Origin of the sequence: Streptomyces sp. NBRC 110035, assembly GCF_000829695.1 — a bacterium.
In the GTDB taxonomy this organism is placed as follows: domain Bacteria; phylum Actinomycetota; class Actinomycetes; order Streptomycetales; family Streptomycetaceae; genus Streptomyces.
Window position 1 is genome coordinate 1 of record NZ_BBNN01000036.1, and the last position, 17,213, is coordinate 17,213.

At 72.7% G+C, this 17,213-nt stretch carries 14 protein-coding genes and 3 pseudogenes; 9 read left to right on the plus strand and 8 right to left on the minus strand.

The genetic code is table 11. The features are described from left to right. A partial coding sequence (locus tag TU30_RS24460; protein ID WP_042173663.1) for a PP2C family protein-serine/threonine phosphatase occupies positions 1 to 1,381 on the plus strand: 1,381 nt, incomplete at its 5' end. Here TU30_RS24460 and TU30_RS24465 read toward each other — a convergent pair. After that, positions 1,371 to 2,120 (minus strand): putative protein N(5)-glutamine methyltransferase, encoded by a 750-nt coding sequence (locus TU30_RS24465; protein ID WP_042173845.1) that lies wholly within the window; start codon positions 2,118 to 2,120, stop codon positions 1,371 to 1,373. The two genes, TU30_RS24460 and TU30_RS24465, sit on opposite strands and share 11 nt — an antisense overlap. 431 nt (positions 2,121 to 2,551) lie before the next feature. Here TU30_RS24465 and TU30_RS24470 point away from each other — a divergent pair, with 431 nt between their 5' ends. From TU30_RS24470 to TU30_RS24485, 4 genes and pseudogenes are all read left to right on the plus strand, one after another. Next, positions 2,552 to 3,157, plus strand: a complete 606-nt coding sequence (locus tag TU30_RS24470) for a sulfite oxidase-like oxidoreductase (RefSeq protein WP_042173664.1) — start codon at positions 2,552 to 2,554, stop codon at positions 3,155 to 3,157. A gap of 136 nt (positions 3,158 to 3,293) precedes the next feature. Beyond that, positions 3,294 to 4,013: a ferredoxin reductase gene (locus tag TU30_RS24475; RefSeq protein ID WP_042173666.1), complete on the plus strand. Its 720-nt coding sequence runs from the start codon at positions 3,294 to 3,296 to the stop codon at positions 4,011 to 4,013. A 208-nt stretch (positions 4,014 to 4,221) separates the two neighbouring features. Further along, complete coding sequence (locus TU30_RS24480) at positions 4,222 to 5,190, plus strand: acetylxylan esterase (RefSeq protein ID WP_042173669.1); 969 nt, start codon at positions 4,222 to 4,224, stop codon at positions 5,188 to 5,190. A gap of 253 nt (positions 5,191 to 5,443) precedes the next feature. Next, positions 5,444 to 6,234: pseudogene (locus TU30_RS24485) on the plus strand (GntR family transcriptional regulator). 204 nt (positions 6,235 to 6,438) lie between these two features. On the opposite strand, the gene TU30_RS24490 reads toward TU30_RS24485, so the two are convergent. Next, complete coding sequence (locus tag TU30_RS24490; RefSeq protein ID WP_042173847.1) at positions 6,439 to 7,182, minus strand: class I SAM-dependent methyltransferase; 744 nt, start codon at positions 7,180 to 7,182, stop codon at positions 6,439 to 6,441. Between the two features lie 66 nt (positions 7,183 to 7,248). On the opposite strand from TU30_RS24490, the gene TU30_RS34545 reads away from it, so the two are divergent. Together TU30_RS34545 and TU30_RS24495 are read left to right on the plus strand one after the other, a co-directional pair. Then, a complete protein-coding gene (locus TU30_RS34545) occupies positions 7,249 to 7,392 on the plus strand; it encodes a hypothetical protein (protein ID WP_370626706.1) in 144 nt (47 codons plus the stop codon). Positions 7,393 to 7,557: 165 nt separating this feature from the next. Continuing rightward, the gene (locus tag TU30_RS24495; RefSeq protein WP_042173671.1) at positions 7,558 to 8,778 is read left to right on the plus strand and encodes a D-alanyl-D-alanine carboxypeptidase family protein; all 1,221 of its coding nucleotides are present in this window, start codon (positions 7,558 to 7,560) and stop codon (positions 8,776 to 8,778) included. Positions 8,779 to 9,097: 319 nt separating this feature from the next. On the opposite strand, the gene crcB is transcribed toward TU30_RS24495, so the two are convergent. The 6 genes from crcB to TU30_RS24525 form a co-directional block, all read right to left on the minus strand. Beyond that, positions 9,098 to 9,472, minus strand: a complete 375-nt coding sequence (gene crcB / locus TU30_RS24500) for a fluoride efflux transporter CrcB (protein ID WP_042173673.1) — start codon at positions 9,470 to 9,472, stop codon at positions 9,098 to 9,100. Further along, the gene (locus TU30_RS24505; RefSeq protein WP_042173675.1) at positions 9,469 to 9,846 is read right to left on the minus strand and encodes a DUF190 domain-containing protein; all 378 of its coding nucleotides are present in this window, start codon (positions 9,844 to 9,846) and stop codon (positions 9,469 to 9,471) included. Before TU30_RS24505 ends, crcB begins: the two co-directional genes overlap by 4 nt. Then, positions 9,843 to 10,292 carry a CrcB family protein gene (locus tag TU30_RS24510; RefSeq protein ID WP_042173677.1) on the minus strand — a complete coding sequence of 150 codons (450 nt, stop codon included), beginning with the start codon at positions 10,290 to 10,292 and terminating at the stop codon, positions 9,843 to 9,845. Before TU30_RS24510 ends, TU30_RS24505 begins: the two co-directional genes overlap by 4 nt. A 199-nt stretch (positions 10,293 to 10,491) precedes the next feature. Then, positions 10,492 to 10,788 carry a hypothetical protein gene (locus TU30_RS24515; RefSeq protein ID WP_042173680.1) on the minus strand — a complete coding sequence of 99 codons (297 nt, stop codon included), beginning with the start codon at positions 10,786 to 10,788 and terminating at the stop codon, positions 10,492 to 10,494. A 180-nt stretch (positions 10,789 to 10,968) separates the two neighbouring features. Beyond that, positions 10,969 to 12,552 (minus strand): arabinogalactan endo-1,4-beta-galactosidase, encoded by a 1,584-nt coding sequence (locus TU30_RS24520; RefSeq protein ID WP_042173683.1) that lies wholly within the window; start codon positions 12,550 to 12,552, stop codon positions 10,969 to 10,971. A gap of 116 nt (positions 12,553 to 12,668) precedes the next feature. Beyond that, positions 12,669 to 14,690 (minus strand): beta-galactosidase, encoded by a 2,022-nt coding sequence (locus TU30_RS24525; protein ID WP_042173685.1) that lies wholly within the window; start codon positions 14,688 to 14,690, stop codon positions 12,669 to 12,671. Positions 14,691 to 14,906: 216 nt separating this feature from the next. On the opposite strand from TU30_RS24525, the pseudogene TU30_RS24530 reads away from it, so the two are divergent. Continuing rightward, positions 14,907 to 16,230: pseudogene (locus TU30_RS24530) on the plus strand (ABC transporter substrate-binding protein). Continuing rightward, a pseudogene (locus TU30_RS24535) lies at positions 16,227 to 17,206 on the plus strand (carbohydrate ABC transporter permease). Before TU30_RS24530 ends, TU30_RS24535 begins: the two co-directional pseudogenes overlap by 4 nt. Positions 17,207 to 17,213 lie beyond the last annotated feature (7 nt).

Below are 17,213 nucleotides of genomic sequence, written 5' to 3' on the forward strand. Positions count from 1 at the left end.
GGTGGACGTCACCGAGCAGCACCGGGCGGGCCTCGAGGCCGAGCGGGCCCGGCGCCGGCTCGCCGTCGTCGCCGACGCCTCGGCGCGGATCGGCACCACGCTCGACCTGGAGCGCACGGCGCGTGAGCTGGCCGAGGTGGCCGTACCGGAGCTGGCCGACGTGGCCGCCGTGGACCTGCTGGACACGGTGGTCCTGGGCCGCCGCAGCACCCTCGGTCCGGCCGAGTCGGCGGTGATCCGGGCACTGGCGGTCGAGGGCACGGGAGCCGGCTCGAGGGACGCCCTGCAAGCGGCCGCCCGGCCGGGCGAGGTGGCCCGCTACGCCCCGGACCGGTTCGTCACCGAGTGCGTACGAACCGCCCTGCCCGTGCTGGTGCCGCAGGTCAAGGACGAGGACCTGACCCGTATAGCCCGTTCTCCCCGGGCGGCCGAACTGCTGGGCCGGGCGGGTGTGCACTCGTATCTGGCCGTGCCGCTGATCGCGCACGGCGAGGTGCTGGGCGCGCTCGACCTCAAGCGCGCCGGCAACCCGCTGCCGTTCGGCGAGGACGATCTGCTGCTGGCCCGGGAGCTGGCCGCCCGCGCGGCGGTGCAGATCGACAACGCCCGCTGGTACCAGAGCGCCCGCGACGCCGCGCTCACCCTGCAGCGCAGCCTGCTGCCGAGCCACCCGCCCGTGACGGGCGGGCTCGAGGTCGCTTCCCGCTACCAGCCGGCGGGGGCCACCAGCGAGGTGGGCGGCGACTGGTTCGACGTGATCCCGCTGGACGGCGGCAGGACGGCCCTCGTCGTGGGGGACGTGATGGGCAGCGGCATCCCGGCGGCGGCCACCATGGGGCGGCTGCGCACGGCGACGCACACGCTGGCCTCACTCGGTCTCGATCCCGCGGTGCTCCTGGAGCATCTCGACCGGATCACCGGCGATCTCGAGGACGCCATCGCCACCTGCGTCTACGTGGTCCACGACCCCCGTGAGCGGCAGTGCCTGATCGCCAACGCCGGGCATCTGCCGCCGGTGCGGGTCCGGGCCGGCGGCATCCCGGAACTGCTCGACCTGCCGACCGGGGTGCCGCTGGGGGTGGGCGGCGTCGAGTTCTCCACCACTGTCGTGGAACTCGAGCCCGGCGACCGGCTGGTGCTCTACACCGACGGTCTGGTCGAGACCCGGCACCACCCGCTGGACGAGCGCCTCGACCGCCTGCTCACGCTGCTGCGCGGCCGGCCCGACCACTCCCTCGAGGAGATGTGCGACCTGCTGCTGCGCACCCTGCACGAGCCCGACAACTTCGACGACGTGGCCCTGCTCATCGCCCGTGCCACCCTGCCCGGCGGTCCGGCCTCCCCCCGCCGTTCCGCCGCGTCGGGCGGAGCTACGGTCTGACTCCGATCACGACATGGGCGTACTCCTCCTCCGAGACGGCCAGACGGGTCCGCAGTCCGGCACCGGTGAAGGCGGCGACGGCAGCGGGGGCCTGGCGGCGGCCGGTCTCCACCAGGAGGCAGCCGCCTGGTGCCAGCCACCCGGGGGCCCCGGCGGCCACCCGGCGCAGAACGTCGAGCCCGTCCGCACCGCCGTCGAGCGCGACGCGCGGCTCGTGGTCGCGGGCCTCCGGGGGCAGCAGGCCGATCTCGTCGCTGGGTACGTAGGGCACATTCGCCGCGAGGATGTCGACCCTGCCGCGCACCGTGCCGGGCAGCGCGTCGAACAGGTCTCCGGCGTGCACCAGGCCGCCGAGGTCCGCGACATTGCGGCGGGCGCAGCGCACGGCTGCCGGGTCGATGTCGGCGGCGTGCAGCTCGACCGTGCCGAGTCCGTCGGCCAGGGCGACGCCGACGGCACCCGAACCGCAGCACAGGTCCACGACGACGGACGCGTCGGGTGCCTGCGCGAGGGCCTGCGCCACGAGGAACTCGGTGCGGCGCCGGGGGACGAAGACCCCGGGGGCCACGGTGATCCGCAGGCCGCTGAACTCGGCCCAGCCGACGACGAGTTCGAGGGGCAGTCCGCGGACCCTGCGCTCGACCATCCCGGTCGCGTGGGCCGGGGTGGACGCGGCGGCGAGGATCAGTTCGGCCTCGGCCTCGGCGAAGACACAGCCCGCGGCGCGCAGCGCGGCCACGACGGAGCCCGGTGCGGCGGGCGCGGACGGAGCGACGGGGGTGGAAAAGACGGGGGAGGAAGCCCACGAGGAGCGGGAAGAACGGGACGGCATGGCGGCAGGAGCCTTTCGAGAGCCGAAGGATGCTCCCGCGGTCACCTACTGGGAGCGATCCGCGTCACTTCGTGGTGAGAGCACCCGACCTGACAGAGCGGTAATGGGTCTCACCCCCTGGCCGTCGACGACTGGGACCATCCGCAGCCGGACCGCAACAGTACCCGACGGCATCACCGGCCGTCCGGCACATCTCCTGTGGTCGGCGAGGCCGCGGGGCGGGCGGTCCGCAAGAGGGCGGGGGCGGACAGGACCGGCGTGTGCCGGTGTTCCCGGACACCCCTTACGGTTGAGTCCAAAACCACCTGAGCACCACTCGCAACGGAATCGCCGATCACGTGAACATCACCCGCGGCTTCACCGGCCGCCCCCGCGTGCACAATCCCGGCCTGCCGCCCGGTCAGTACGACGCGGGCGACGAATGGCCCGTCCTGTCCGCCGAGGTCACTCCCGACCTCGCGCCCGCCGACTGGGCGCTGCGGATCGACGGGCTGGTGGCGGAGCCCCGCACCTGGAACTGGGAGCAGGCCCACGCCCTGCCGGCCTCGGCGTACGAGGGCGCGATCCACTGTGTGACGAGCTGGTCGAAGTTCGGGGTGCGTTTCGGGGGCGTCTCCCTGGACGCCTTCTGGGAGGTGGCCCGGCCCCATGGGGCCGCCACACATGTGGTCGCCTACTCGCACACCGGCTACACGGCGAACCTGCCGCTCGCGGACCTGACCGGCGGGCGGGCCTGGATCGCCTGGGAGTACGACGGCCGGCCACTCGCACCGGAGCACGGCGGCCCGGCCCGGCTGATCGTGCCGCATCTGTACTTCTGGAAGAGCGTCAAGTGGATCGCGGGTCTGCGGCTCCTCGACCACGACGAGCCGGGGTTCTGGGAGGGCAACGGCTACCATGCGCGCGGCAATCCCTGGGAGGAACAGCGGTACTCCGGTGACTGAGATGGCTGGAGTGGTTGAAGTGGCTGAGGCGGCCGAAGGGACTGCGGTGGCGGGGTGTGCGGCGCAGCCGCAGGGGGCACGGAGCCGGAGGGCGGAGGCCTCACCGGCGCCGTTCGCCCCTCCGACACGGTTCGCCGTGCCCGGGCGCATCGGGGTGAGCGAGCAGACGGCCTCGGTGTGGCGGACTGCGACCCTGACCGGCATCCGTCGCGAGACCCCGCGCGCCGCGACCTTCCGCTTCGCCGTGCCAGGATGGCCGGGGCATGTGCCCGGTCAGCATCTGCTGCTGCGGCTGACCGCCGAGGACGGCTATGTGGCCCAGCGCCACTACTCGATCGCGTCCGCGCCGGACGACTCCGGGCACGTCGAGCTGACCCTGGACCATGTGGCGGGCGGCGAGGTGTCGGGCTGGTTCCACTCGGTGGCCCGGCCCGGCGACCGGGTCGAGGTGCGTGGTCCGCTGAGTGGCTTCTTCGCCTGGCCGGGCGACCGGCCCGCACTCCTGGTGGGTGCCGGCTCGGGCGTCGTCCCGCTGATGTCGATGGTGCGGCACCACAGGGCCCGGGGCCTGTCGCTGCCCCTGCGACTGCTGGTGTCGGCACGCAGCCCCGAGGAGCTGATCTACGGGGGTGAGTTCGGCGCGGAGACCCTGCCGGTGTTCACCCGCAGCGCGCCACAGGACGTGGCCGTGGGACGTATGGCGGCCGCACATGTGGCGCCGCTCCTGGCCGAAGCACCTCCGGGTGGGTGGGAGGCCTATGTGTGCGGTTCCAACTCCTTTGCCGAGCATGCCTCCAGGCTGCTCGTCGCGGCCGGACAGCCCGTGGACCGGATCCGTATCGAGCGCTTCGGCTGACCCGCGCCGGGAGGGGCGGAGCCGGGGCAGGCCGGGCCCGGTTGCCGTTCCGCACCCGTCGGCAGCAAACGCTTTCCACGCCCTTTACCTGCGCCTCTCTGTTCTTGTGTATACATGAACCGAGTCCGGCGAAGGGTCTGGCGGGCGCTACGACGGCCCACGTACGGTGTGATCGCTTCATACGGTCCCGGCACAAAGGCGGTTCCTCATGCCCCTGTTCGACCTTCCCCTCGACGAACTGCACGCGTACCGGAGCGCGTCCACGGCGCCGGACGACTTCGACGCGTTCTGGACCAGGACGCTCACGGAGGCTCGCGAGCACGACCTGGACGCCCGCTTCGAGCCGGTGGACACGGGCCTGTCCACGGTGCGGGTCCTCGACGTGACGTTCGCCGGGTTCGGGGGGCACCCGGTCAAGGGCTGGCTGACGCTGCCGGCCGAGGCCGATGCGCCGCTGCCGCTGGTCGTGCAGTTCATCGGTTACGGCGGCGGCCGCGGCCTGCCCCACGAGCATCTGCTGTGGGCCTCGACGGGCCGGGCGCACTTCGTGATGGACACCCGCGGCCAGGGCAGCGCCTGGGGCGGTGGCGGTGGCACGGCGGACCCGGAGGGCGGCGCGCCCGCGTATCCCGGGTTCATGACGCGCGGCATCGACGCGCCCGAGAACTACTACTACCGCCGGGTGTTCACGGACGCGGTACGCGCGGTGGAGGCGGCCCGCTCCCACCCCCTGACCGATGCGGCACGTACTGCGGTTCTCGGCTCGAGCCAGGGAGGCGGCATCACCCTCGCGGTGGGCGGGTTGGTCCCGGACCTGACGGCGGTGGCCCCGGACGTGCCGTTCCTGTGCGACTTCCCGCGGGCGACGACGCTCACCGACCGGCATCCGTACCGGGAGGTAGGCCTCTACCTGAGGACGCACCGGGGCCGCACCGACGACGCCCTGCGCACCCTGTCCTACTTCGACGGCGTGCACTTCGCCGCCCGCGGCTCGGCACCCGCGCTCTTCTCGACGGGGCTCGAGGACCAGACCTGCCCGCCTTCGACGGTCTTCGCGGCGTTCAACGCCTGGAGTCACACCGACAAGTCGATCGAGGTGTACGACTTCAACGACCACGAGGGCGGCGGCCCCTTCCAGGAGGCGGCCCAGCTCCGGTGGATGCGCTCGCACCTCTGAGGCGCCGAACCGCGGACTTTCGGACAGGACGGGCGCGGCGGGCTCCCGCGATTGGTCCGACTCCCGGAGAATGGACTCGGCCGCCGCCGCACCGCACGCACGCCCCCCCGCACGACACCGTGCGGGGACGTCGCCCCGGTCCTGTTTCGGCCGAACTCCCGGACCACCCTTCCCTGGCGGTTTAGACCAATGGCAGATGTGGTGGCGCAACGAACCCACACCATCACGGGACGTCACCAACAGGAGGCGCGGCATGGCCCGCACCACCCCGCACGATCCTCCACAACCCTCGCCACCCACCACACCGCACACCGTTCCACACGGCCCTCCGCACTTCGGTGACGAACCGCTCTACCGGCGGATCGCGACGGAGCTGCTCGGCGAGCTGCGCGACGGAGCCATTCCGCCCGGCGAACGTCTCCCGGGCGAGCGGCAGTTGGCCGAGCACTTCGGGGTGAGCCGGGAGACCGTACGGCAGGCGCTGGAGGTGCTGCGCCGCGACGGTCTGGTCGCCACCGACCGGCGGGGCAGCCATGCCACCCTGCAGGGGCCGCCGGTGGAGACGCCCGCCTCGCTCACCTGCCCGGTCGGCGCGCGGTACGCCGGCCGGGGCGCGACGGCACGGGCCACCGTGTCCTGGGAGGCTCCGCCGCCCGGGCACGCCGAGGCGCTGGCTCTGGCACCCTCCCGGCCGACGCTGGTGCACCGCTACTGGTCCGCGTCGGCCGACGGGCGCGAACTGCGTACGGCGGTGAGCTCGTTCTCGCCGTCGCGCTCTCGGAGGTCGAGGAGCTGGCCCGCTGCCTCGACCGCGCCGACGGCGCCACCGCCGCGGAGTTGCGGCGCGCCTACGACTGGCTGCGCAGGGCCGGGCTGACGCTGCACCACCGCGACACGATCACCAGGATCGCGGGCACACCGTCCGTACGGGTCACCCCGCGGGTGCACGACCAGTACGCCCGGCCGCTGGAGATCACGGAGCTGATCGTGGACGCCCAACAGGACTCACTCGTCTACGAGTTCACCCTGCCCGCAGCGGTCTGACCGGCACGGCGGACGACGAGGGCCTGCCCGGCGGATCAAGTCGGAGGCAACCGGCGGTGCCTGTTCCACTGGGGTGAGCGGGGTCCGGTGCGTGCGACTGCAAGGCGGAGGAGGGCGTCGACGCGCTGGGACGCCCCTGCTCGAAGAGCTTGGAGGAGTGCGTGCCGGAACCCCGCGTCTCCGCCGGGATCCGCCGGACAGGCCCTACTGGCCGGCCCGCCGCTCCTCGGGCCGCTCGGCGACGACCAGGCGGACGCGCGGGCTGCCGTCCGGCCGCTGCCCGAACTCGGGCAGCGGGTGGAGCTCGGCCCGGAACCCGGCCCGGCCCAGCTCGCGCTGGAGATCACCGAAGCGGAGGGCGCGGTAGTACATGACGAACGGCGGGCGCCACACCGCGTTACGCACCCGCATCGCCACGTCGAAGCCCAGCAGCACCCCGTACGCGAGGGAACCCGGCCGGGGCGGGGCGGCCACCGGGAAGGCGAACCGTCCGCCCGGCCGCAGTACACGGTGGACCTGGGCGAACAGCCCCGGCAGCTCAACCGGCAGGAAATGGCCGAACGCCCCGAAACTCACCACCAGGTCGAAGACCGGCCCGAACGGCAGCGTCCGCGCGTCCGCCCGTACCCATCCGGTCGTCGGCCCCCCGGGCCGGCTCCGCTCGCGCGCGACGCCGAGCATGCCCGCGCTGAAGCCGACGCCGGTGACACGCCGGCGGCACACCCGCGCCAGCACGTCCATGCCCGCCCCGGTGCCGCAGCACAGATCGAGCCCGGAGTCGAACGGCCCCAGCCTCCGCAGTGCCTCGGCGGTGGCGTCGAGCACCGGGGCGGGCGTGCGGAAGGGGGTGTGGTCGAATTTCGGCGCGAGGAGGTCGTATCCACGTTCCACGGACGACAGCGCCTGGACGGCGAGTTCACTCAGGCGGGGGCCTTCTGGGCTGAACATCGGATCAGCCCAGCCCCGGGACCGGCCGGGATCCGCCACGAGGAACTGCTCCTCACACCGGCGGAGTTGACGGCCGCCCGCGGTCTGCGCAGGGTGCTGCGGTCCCAGGACGGGCAGTCGGGCCTGGAGACGCTGCTGGAGCGGATGCGCGAGGTCCCCGACAACGCGGCCTTCCTCCGGCGCGTCCAGCCCACCCTGCCCGGCGGCTGACGCCCCGGGCAGCCGGCGGTTCCCGGCACCCGGCCGCCCGGGCCTCCGGGCCGCGGACCGTCGTCGTCGCCGCCGTCGCCGCCTTCGTGCGGCATCCGAGTGCTTGCGGAGAACCTCCGGCCCGGTCACCGCGGCCGCCCGGGGTCCCCTTCCTACGTTTGCGGTATGACTATCGGATTTGCTTCGCGAGCGGCCGCATCCACCTGTGCCCTCTGCACAGCGGGCCTGCTGACGCTCGCCCCCGCCGCGGCGAGTGCCGGTACGCGCACGGACCCCGCGCCGTCGCCCGGCTCCGGAGCACGGACGGCCACGGGAACGCGAGCCGCGTCCGCGGCGGCGCCGGATGCGCTGCTGTACCGGTCCGGCACCCAGGTCCGCCCGCGCGCCGGGGCGCCCGTCGTCCCGGCGCTGTCCGCCCGGTCGTGGCTGGTGGCCGACGCCGGCTCCGGTGCGGTGCTCGCCGCGCACGACGCGCACCGCAGGCTGCCGCCCGCCAGCACCATCAAGACCCTGTTCGCGCTCACCCTGCTGCCCGTCCTGCCCGTCGGCATCCGGCACACCGTCAGCGAGGAGGAACTGACGGGCATCGGCCCCGGCAGCAGCCGTGTCGGAGTCGCCGAGAACCTCACCTACCGGATCTCCGACCTCTGGAACGGGGTCTTCCTCAGCTCCGGCAACGACGCCGTGCGCGTGCTGGCCTCGCTCAACGGCGGCTGGAAGGTCACCGCCGAGCGGATGCAGGACAAGGCCCACGCCCTCGGTGCCCACGACACGCGGGTGAAGTCGCCCGACGGCTACGACGCCCCGGGCCAGGTGTCGTCGGCGTTCGACCTGGCGGTGTTCGGCCGGGCAGGACTGCAGAACCCCGACTTCGTCCGGTACTGCTCCCGCGAGGAGGCCGTCTTCCCGGGCCGCGACGACGGGTCGTACGCGATCCGCAACACCAACCGGCTGCTCACCGGCTCGGACGGGGTGGAACGGTACCCGGGGATCGTCGGGATCAAGAACGGCTACACCAGCGGCGCCGGCCACACCCTCGTGGCGGCGGCCCGCCGGGACGGACGCAGCCTCGTGGTGACGGTGCTGAACCCCCGGCGGGGCGGTGCGCACGCCGTGTACGAGGAGGCCCGCACGCTGCTGGACTGGGGGTTCGAGGCGTCGGGCCGGGTCGATGCGGTGGGGTCGCTGGACGCTCTGCGGGGCGCGTCGCTGCCGGGGTCCCCGGCGCAGCCCGCGGCCGCCCCGGCCCTCACCACGGTTCCGGCGGCGCGGGACGCCGGGCCCGAGCGGACGGTGGTGTGGACCGTGTCGGGCACGGCACTGCTGGGCGCGGTGGGCACGGGCCTGTTCCTGCGGCTCAGGTGGGGTCCGGCGGTGGCGGACTGACCGGCCTCGACGCAGGTCGCCCACCGCACACCACCACGCCGAGCGCCCCGCGCCACGCCTCCTCACACCGCTCGGCGCTCCGGGAGGCCGCCGGCGCCGTGCGGCGGTCCGGGGCAGCGGCTCCGACGCCGGTACCGGGCCAGCGGGCCAGGGCCACCGACCGGCAGGCCGCCGCAGCCGCCGAGCAGCGGTTCGCCGGCGAACGCGGTGAGCACGACCGGGCCGACCCCGGCATGGGCGGGGCAACCACTGCGCGAGGGCCGCTGACGGACCGGCAGCACGCTTCCCGGCCGGAGGGCGGGCAGGGACGGGCGGCCCCCTACGCCCACAGCGCGTCGGCCAGGGCCGCGCCCGCGAACGCCGCGCCCAGGCCGGCCGCGATGCTCGCCACGACGTTCACGGCGGCATAACGGGCGGCCCCCGCCTCGGTGAGGCGGAGCGTCTCGTAGGAGAAGGTGGAGTACGTGGTCAGGGCACCGCACAGACCGGTTCCCAGCAGCAGCTGGAGTTGCGGGCCCGCGGCGCCCGCGGCCACCGCGCCGGTGAGCAGGCCGAGTATCAGGCAGCCGACGACGTTCACCGTGAAGGTCCCCCAGGGGAAGACCGAGTCGTGCCGGGACTGCACCGCGCGGTCGGTGAGATAACGCAGCGGCGCCCCGACCGTGGCACCCAGTACGACCAGCAGCCAGGTCACGGGCCCTCATCTCCCGGCCCTGATGCGGGGGCACCACGGTCACCGTCCGGGTACCGGACGACCTCGCAGGCCTCGAGGGTCACCAGGCCTTCGGCGACGAGCGCGTCCGGCTCCGGCAGGAAGGCGCGTACCCGCTCCTCGGTGTCGACGACCACGACCGCCACCGGCAGGTCCTCGCTCAGGGACAGCAGCCGGGAGGTGTGGACGAGCGAGGAGGCGCCGAAGCCCTCGATGCCGCGAAAGACGCTGGCTCCCGCCAGTCCTGCCGCGTGGGCACGGTGGACGATCTCCGAGTAGAGGGGCCGGTGGTGCCAGGTGTCGTTCTCGCCGATGAACACGGTCAGGCGCAGGGCGCTGCCGGTCAGCCGTGTCATGACTGCCTCCTCTTCAGAACGCGGCGGGCCGCGGACGCGGCCGCCCACACGGCGGCCAGCGCCGCGAGCGGGGTGACGACGAGGTGGACGAGGGCGAGGCCCCCGTTGCCGTCGGCGAAGAGGTTCCGGCCGTCGACGGCATAGGTGGAGAAGGTGGTGAAACCTCCGAGGACACCGGTGCCGAAGAACGGGCGGACGAGGGGGTGGGCGGCGCGGGTTGCGGTGATGACCGCCATGAAGACGCCGATCACGGCGCAGCCGGTGATGTTGACCCACAGGGTCGTCCACGGGAAGCCGTCCGCCGGTGTCGGCCACCACAGGGAGGCGGCGTGGCGGGCGGCGGCGCCCGCTCCCCCGCCGGCTGCCACCACGGCGACGACGGGAGCGTGCACGCGCAGGACGGGGCGTGCACGGTGGGCCTGGACGGGCGGCGGCGGGGGTGTCACGGGCGTACGTCTCCTACTCGTCGAGCGGCCCGGACGTGCGGGCGCGCGTCTGCAACAAGTAGGGACCGTTGGCGGCGGCGCCGCGGTTCGGGTACGGCGGGTCCCACCGCCGCGCCGCGAGACGTGCTCGCGGCCGAGGGCCAGTTTAACGCCCGCGGCCGCGGGAGCCCACGGAGGTGTATGCCGTCGGCGGTGTGCGTCACCGACCCTTTTCGGGCGTCCGCGCGACCCCGGCGATCCGCACCTGGCCGCACCGGTGGTACGGATGTCCGGCGCCGCCGGTGCGCAGCGGGCCGACGGCCGTGAGCAGCCGCAGGTGGGTGAGGGCGACCGGGTGGGTCGTGCCGGACCGGCCGGCGACGGCCTCCGCGGTGGCGCCGTGTCCGGCGCGGCCGGGTTCCCTCGGCCGGGCCGGGATGTGCAGCCGTGTCCCGTCGTCGGGAGTCCTGGTCGTGTTGTCCGTCTCCGCCCCGGCGTCCTCTCCGGGCGCCTGCACCGTCCCGCGGCCGACGCCTCCGTGTCAGGCGCTCCGGCACGTCGCCCCAACAACCGGCACGCCCCGGAAAGGGGCGGTTGAAGAACGCACGGGCGCAACGGCGCACCAGCGCGGGGCCCGGCCGCACACGTCCCGTCATGTGTGCGGCCGGGCCCCGGTGTACGTCAGGAACTCACACGCTCACCGGTGACCGAACCACGACATCGCGGGCAGCGCCCGGTCGTCGTAGCCGAACAGCGCCTGGTTCTCCCAGCCGTTGCCGGAGGCCGGGTCGGCCGGGTCCCAGCCGTTGCCGGTGCGGGCGGTCCAGGTGGCCTCCCAGTAGAAGATCCCGAGGCCGCGCCCGTTCGGGACGGCCTCCACGATGCTCGCCACGTCGTTCATCCACCGGGTCTGGCCCGCCGTGGTGGCCGGGTAGCCGGGGACGAGTTCCCCGGTGAGGTCGATGATGTTCTCCAGCCCGTCCTCGCTGTCGAGACGGAACGGGTAGGCCGTCTCGGCGAGGAAGACCGGCTTGCCGTAGCGGGAGGCGGCATCGTCCAGTGTGGTCTGGACGTCGTGCAGCGTGCCGTGCCAGTAGCCGTAGTACGACAGCCCGATGGCGTCGAACCTCACGCCCCGGGACACCGCGTTGTCGAACCACCAGCGGGTGCCGTCGAGGTCGCCGCCCTCGGCCAGGTGCAGCGCGACGGTGGTGGACGGGGCGACCGCCTTGACCGCGTCGTAGCCGGAGTTGAGCAGGCCGGCGAGCTGCGTCCAGTTGCCGGTGGAGCCCTCGTTCCAGAGCATGCCGCCGTTGATCTCGTTGCCGACCTGGACCATGTCGGCGGTGGTGCCCTGTGCCTTGAGGGCGCTGAGGACGTCGTACGTGTGCTGGTACACGTCCGTCCTCAACCGGCCGTAGGAGTGACCCGCCCAGGCGGCGGGCTTGTTCTGCTTGCCGGGATCGGCCCAGGTGTCCGAGTAGTGGAGGTCGACCAGCAGCTTCATGCCCTGGGCCTTGACCCGCTGGGCCATGGCGAGGACGCGTGCCTTGTTGTTGTAGCCGTCGGCCGGGTTCACCCAGTCCTTGAGGCGGGCGTAGTTCATGCCGGCCGACCGCAGGATGGCGACGCCGTCACCGGCACGGCCGGAGGCGGTCCGGTAGACGCCGCCCATGGCCTCGCTCTTGGGCAGGGAGGAGATGTCGGCGCCCTTGACCGCCAGGCCGGAGGTGCCCGGGGCGAAGGTCAGGTCGTCGACGTTGATCCAGTTGCCCGCGTCGGCATCGCTGCTGACGCTGATCGTGCACTGGTTGTTCGTCACTCTGACGGGTACGACGATCCGTATCCAGTCGCTCGCGGACACCGGCAGGTCGGTGCGTTGTTCGGGGCCGCCGCAGTTCTTGAGGGCGAGGTGGGCGGCGTTCTGGCCGCCGCCGGAACGGACCCAGGCGGTCAGCTTGTAGTCGCCGTTGGTCAGACCGGACAGGTACTGGTACGTCTCCACCTGGTAGGCCGAGGACGACCAGTGGGAGAGGCGGTGGCCGCCGCCGCGTCCGCCGGACTCGGAGTACGAGGCGGCGGTGGAGCCGTGCTCCGACCAGCCGGCCGGGGTGGCGGCGCCCGAACCGCCGGCTTCGAAGCCGCCGTTGGTGAGGGTGCTCGCCGCGGTCGCGGTCTGGGCGGGCAGTGCGGTGAGGGAGAGCCCCACGGCGAGCGGCAGCAGCAGGGCCCTGAGGACGGCTGTGCGGGTGTGTGCGCGCGTGCGTCTGGGATGGAACATGGGTGTTCGTCGTCCCTTCGACGTGGGGAGAGGAGCTGCCCCCGCCCGCGGCGGGGCGGGGGCCTCCCTCCGCCCCGCGGCGTGTGCTGCTCACGCGGGCGGAGGGGAGTCGCGGCTCAGCCGTCGAGTCGGACGACCCGGACGGCTCCGGCCGGGACCGCCAGGCGGTCCGCGGCGCGTTCACCCGTCAGCAGCTCGGTGCCGGGGGTGTCCAGCGGCACCTCGGTGTCGCCGGCGGTGTGGTTGATCACGAACAGGAAGGTGCCGGACTGCCCGGTGCGGCGCACCACTTCGACATCGCGGGGCAGGTCGGCGCGCGGGGTGATCCCGGTCTCCTCGACGGCCCGGCCGAGCACGGTGTCCAGTCCTTCGGCGCCCAGGCGGGTGGAGACGTACCAGGCGCTGCCCTCGCCGAGGCGGTGCCGGGTGACGGCGGGGCGGCCGGCGGTGAGGCCGTCGGCGTAGGTCCAGACGGTCTCGGCGCCGCGCGGCACCACGAACTCGGACCACACGTCGGCGTCGAGTTCGGAGCCGTCGGGGCCGGTCAGGCGCACCCGGCCGCCGGCCGGGAGCGGCGAGAACTCCTCGACGGTCAGGCCGAGGACGTCCCGCAGGGGGCCGGGGTAGGCGCCGTCGTGCACGGCGTCGTGTTCGTCGACGATGCCGGAGAAGTACGAGACGACGAGGGTACCGCCGTTCTCGACGTACTCCTTGAGGTTGCGGCCGGCCGCCTCGGTCATCAGGTACAGGGCGGGGACGACGACCAGGGGGTACCCCGACAGGTCGGCCTCCGGGTGCGCGAAGTCGACGGTGAGGTGGCGGTCGTAGAGCGCTTCGTAGAAGGAGTCGGCCCGTTCGCGGGCGTCGTGGTCCTCGCTGGGGTGCCAGTCGAGGTTCTGCGCCCACCAGGAGTGCCAGTCCCACAGCACGGCGACGTCGGCCTCGGTGCGGGTGCCGCGCAGGGGTGCCAGCGCGTCGACGTGTGCACCGAGTTCGACGACCTCGCGCCATACGCGGGTGCCGGTGCCGCCGTGCGGGAGCATCGCCGAGTGGAACTTCTCGGCGCCGCGCCGGGACTGGCGCCACTGGAAGAACATGGCTCCCTCGGAGCCGCGGGCCACGTGGGCGAGGGAGTTGCGGGCCATCTGGCCGGGTGCCTTGGCAGGGTTGCGGGGCTGCCAGTTGACGCCCGAGGTGGAGTGTTCGAGCAGCAGCCAGGGGGCGCCGCCCGCGACGGAGCGGGTGAGGTCGGCGGACATCGCCAGGTTCACGTGGGTGCGGCGGCCGTCGGTGATCAGGTAGTGGTCGTTGGTGACGAGGTCGACCTCGCGGCCCCAGGCCCAGTAGTCCATGGAGTCGCACTGGCTGAGGGCCGTCATGAAGTTGGTGGTGACCGGGATGCCGGGCGCGAGGCGGTGCAGGATGTCCCGCTCGGCGGTGAAGTTCTCCCGCACGGTGGCGTCGGCGAACCGCCGGTAGTCCAGTGCCTGGCCGGGGTTGCCGACCGTCGGGGTGGCCCGCGGCGGGTTGATCTGCTCGAAGTCGGCGTAGCGCTGGCCCCAGAAGGCGGTGCCCCAGGCCTCGTTGACGGCGTCGACGGTGCCGTGGGTACGGGCGAGCCAGCGGCGGAAGTGGGCGGCGCAGCCGTCGCAGTAGCAGGCGGAGACGGGGACGCCGTACTCGTTGTGGACGTGCCACATCGCGAGCGCGGGATGGTCGCCGTAGCGCTCGGCGAGCCGGGTGGTGATGTCCGCGGCGGCGGCACGGTAGGCGGCGTTGCTGTGGCAGATGGCGCCGCGGGAGCCGAACTCGTGGCGCACCCCGTCCGCGGTGACCGGCAGCGCGTCCGGGTGGGCGCGGTAGAACCAGACGGGCGGCACCACGGTGGGCGTGCCGAGGTCGACGCGGATGCCGTTCTCGTGCAGCAGGTCCAGGACCCGGTCGAGCCAGCCGAAGTCGTGGACGCCGGGTTCGGGTTCCAGCAGGGCCCAGGAGAAGATGCCGACGCTCACCATGGTGACGCCGGCCTCACGCATCAGCCGGACGTCCTCGGTCCAGACGCTTTCCGGCCATTGCTCGGGGTTGTAGTCCCCACCGAAGGCGAGCCCGGTGAGGCCCGTGGGGGTGGTCTCCGGCATGGATTGTCTCCCGATATGTCGAACTGCTGGGAACGTGCACACACACTTTGAGCGAAACGAAGCCAACACAACCGCACAGCAACAACCATTGACAAGTGTCCGGGATGTTTCTCTACTGTGAACGCTCACAGAGCAGCGCGAGCCACGGTACGAGCCGCGCGCAGCTGGGCAGCAGGTCTTCGCGGGAGGCGGGGGCCCAGGTCAGGGGAGAGTTCCATGCGATACACGAAGCACCGTCGCCTCGTGAGTTCCGCCATAGCGGTCACGCTCGGCGCCACCACACTGGCCGCGTGCGGCTCGTCGTCCGACGACGACAGCGGGGGCCCGGTCGGGCCCGGTCTCACTGACGTACTGGGCCTGGGCCCCCGGCATGGACAAGGTCGTGGACCTGTGGAACGAGGGCCCCGGCAAGAAGGAACAGATCAAGGTCACGGTGAAGAAGCAGGCGTCCGGCGACACGCTGGTCACCAAGATCCTCACCGCGCACAAGGCGGGCAAGGCCCCGGACCTGGTGCAGGCGGAGTACCAGGCGCTGCCCACGCTGGTCAGCAATGACGCGCTCGCCGACGTCTCGAAGGACGTGGGCGACGCGAAGAGCAAGTTCGCGGACGGTGTCTGGCAGCAGACCACGCTCGGCACCGACGCGGTGTACGCGGTTCCGCAGGACATCGGGCCGATGATGTTCTACTACCGCGAGGACCTGTTCAAGGAGTACGGCCTGACGGTGCCGACGACCTGGGACGAGTTCGCGGACACCGCGCGCAAGCTCAAGAAGGAGTCACCGCAGACGGACCTGACCACGTTCTCCGCCAACGACTCGGGGCTGTTCGCGGGGCTCGCCCAGCAGGCCGGCGCGCAGTGGTGGACCATGTCCGGCACCAGGTGGAAGGTCGGCATCTCCGACGACGCGACCAAGAAGGTCGCCGAGTTCTGGGGCGGCCTGGTCAAGGAGGGGGCCATCGACAACCAGCCGATGTACACCCCGGCCTGGAACAAGGCGCTCAACACCGGCAAGCAGATCGCGTGGGTCAGTGCCGTGTGGGCGCCGGGAACGCTGAGCACGGCCGCGCCCGACACCAAGGGCAAGTGGGCCATGGCCCCGCTCCCCCAGTGGAGCGACGGGGAGAACCGCACCGGCAGCTGGGGCGGTTCCTCCACCGGCGTCACCACGGACTCCAGGAACAAGGAGGCCGCCGCGAAGTTCGCCGCCTGGCTGAACACCGACGGCGAGGCGCTGAACGCGCTGGCGAAGGAGAGCGGCATCTACCCCGCCTCCACCTCGGCCCAGCTCAGCGGCGCCTTCACCACCCCGCCGGAGTACTTCTCCAACCAGCCGGACTTCTACGAGAAGGCCGCCGGGATCGCGCAGACCACCGCGCCGTCGGCCTGGGGCCCGAACGTCAACGTGGCGTACACGACGTTCAGGGACGCCTTCGGTGCCGCCGCGAAGAACAGGTCCGACTTCGTCGCCGCCGTGGACAGCATGCAGCAGGACACGGTCGCCGACCTGAAGAAGCAGGGCTTCGAGGTCGCTCCGTGACACCCCCGGCACGTGGGAAGGCGTACGGGGCCGGAGGGGCCCCGCACGCCTCCCCGTCCCGCACCTCTGCACTCAGGCGCACCCGCAGCGCCCCCCTTCCTCTTCCTGATCCCCGCGACGGTTCTCTTCCTGCTCTTCTTCGCGCTGCCCATCGGGTACGCGGTCTGGCCCAGCTTCCGCAAGGTGCAGGTGTCCGGGCTCGGCCTGGGCTCGGGTGCCCGCAAGGAGGTCTGGGCCGGCCTGGAGAACTACACCGCCGCCCTCTCCGACAGCGAGCTGCTGGACGGCACGCTGCGTGTGCTCGGCTACGGCTGCATCGTGGTGCCGGTGATGCTGGGGCTCGCCCTGGTGTTCGCGCTGATGCTGGACTCCGAGCGGGTGCGGCTCGCGCCCTTCACCCGGCTCGCGATCTTCCTGCCGTACGCCGTCCCGGGCGTGATCGCGGCGCTGCTGTGGGGCTTTCTCCACCTGCCCGACGTGAGCCCGTTCCACTTCGTGCTCGACACGTTCGGCCTGCCGCAACCGGACCTGCTGGACGGCGGTCCGCTGTTCCTCGCCCTGTCGAACCATCGCGGTGTGGGGCGGCACCGGCTTCAACATGATCGTCATCTACACCGCGCAGCGGGCCATCCCGCTCGAGGTGCACGAGGCGGCGAAGCTGGACGGCGCCACCCCTCTGCAGATCGCGCTGAGGATCAAGATTCCGATGGTCGCGCCGTCGCTGGTGCTCACCTTCTTCTTCTCGATCATCGCGACGCTCCAGGTGTTCAACGAACCGACCACGCTGAAGCCGCTCACCAACTCCGTCTCCACCACCTGGAGTCCGCTGATGAAGGTGTACCAGGACGCCTTCGGCAACGGCGACATCCACTCGGCCGCCGCTCAGGCCGCCCTCATCGCGCTCGCCACCCTGGTGCTCTCCTTCGGCTTCCTGCGGGCCGCGAACCGACGCAACAAGCAGGAGGCGGCCCGATGAGTTCCGT

Coding starts and splice junctions, on each gene's coding strand:
- TU30_RS24480 (WP_042173669.1), top strand. CDS start 4,222: ATGCCCCTGTTCGACCTTCCCCTCGACGAACTGCACGCGTACCGGAGC.
- TU30_RS24490 (WP_042173847.1), bottom strand. CDS start 7,182: ATGTTCAGCCCAGAAGGCCCCCGCCTGAGTGAACTCGCCGTCCAGGCG.
- TU30_RS24495 (WP_042173671.1), top strand. CDS start 7,558: ATGACTATCGGATTTGCTTCGCGAGCGGCCGCATCCACCTGTGCCCTC.
- TU30_RS24505 (WP_042173675.1), bottom strand. CDS start 9,846: ATGACACGGCTGACCGGCAGCGCCCTGCGCCTGACCGTGTTCATCGGC.
- TU30_RS24520 (WP_042173683.1), bottom strand. CDS start 12,552: ATGTTCCATCCCAGACGCACGCGCGCACACACCCGCACAGCCGTCCTC.
- TU30_RS24525 (WP_042173685.1), bottom strand. CDS start 14,690: ATGCCGGAGACCACCCCCACGGGCCTCACCGGGCTCGCCTTCGGTGGG.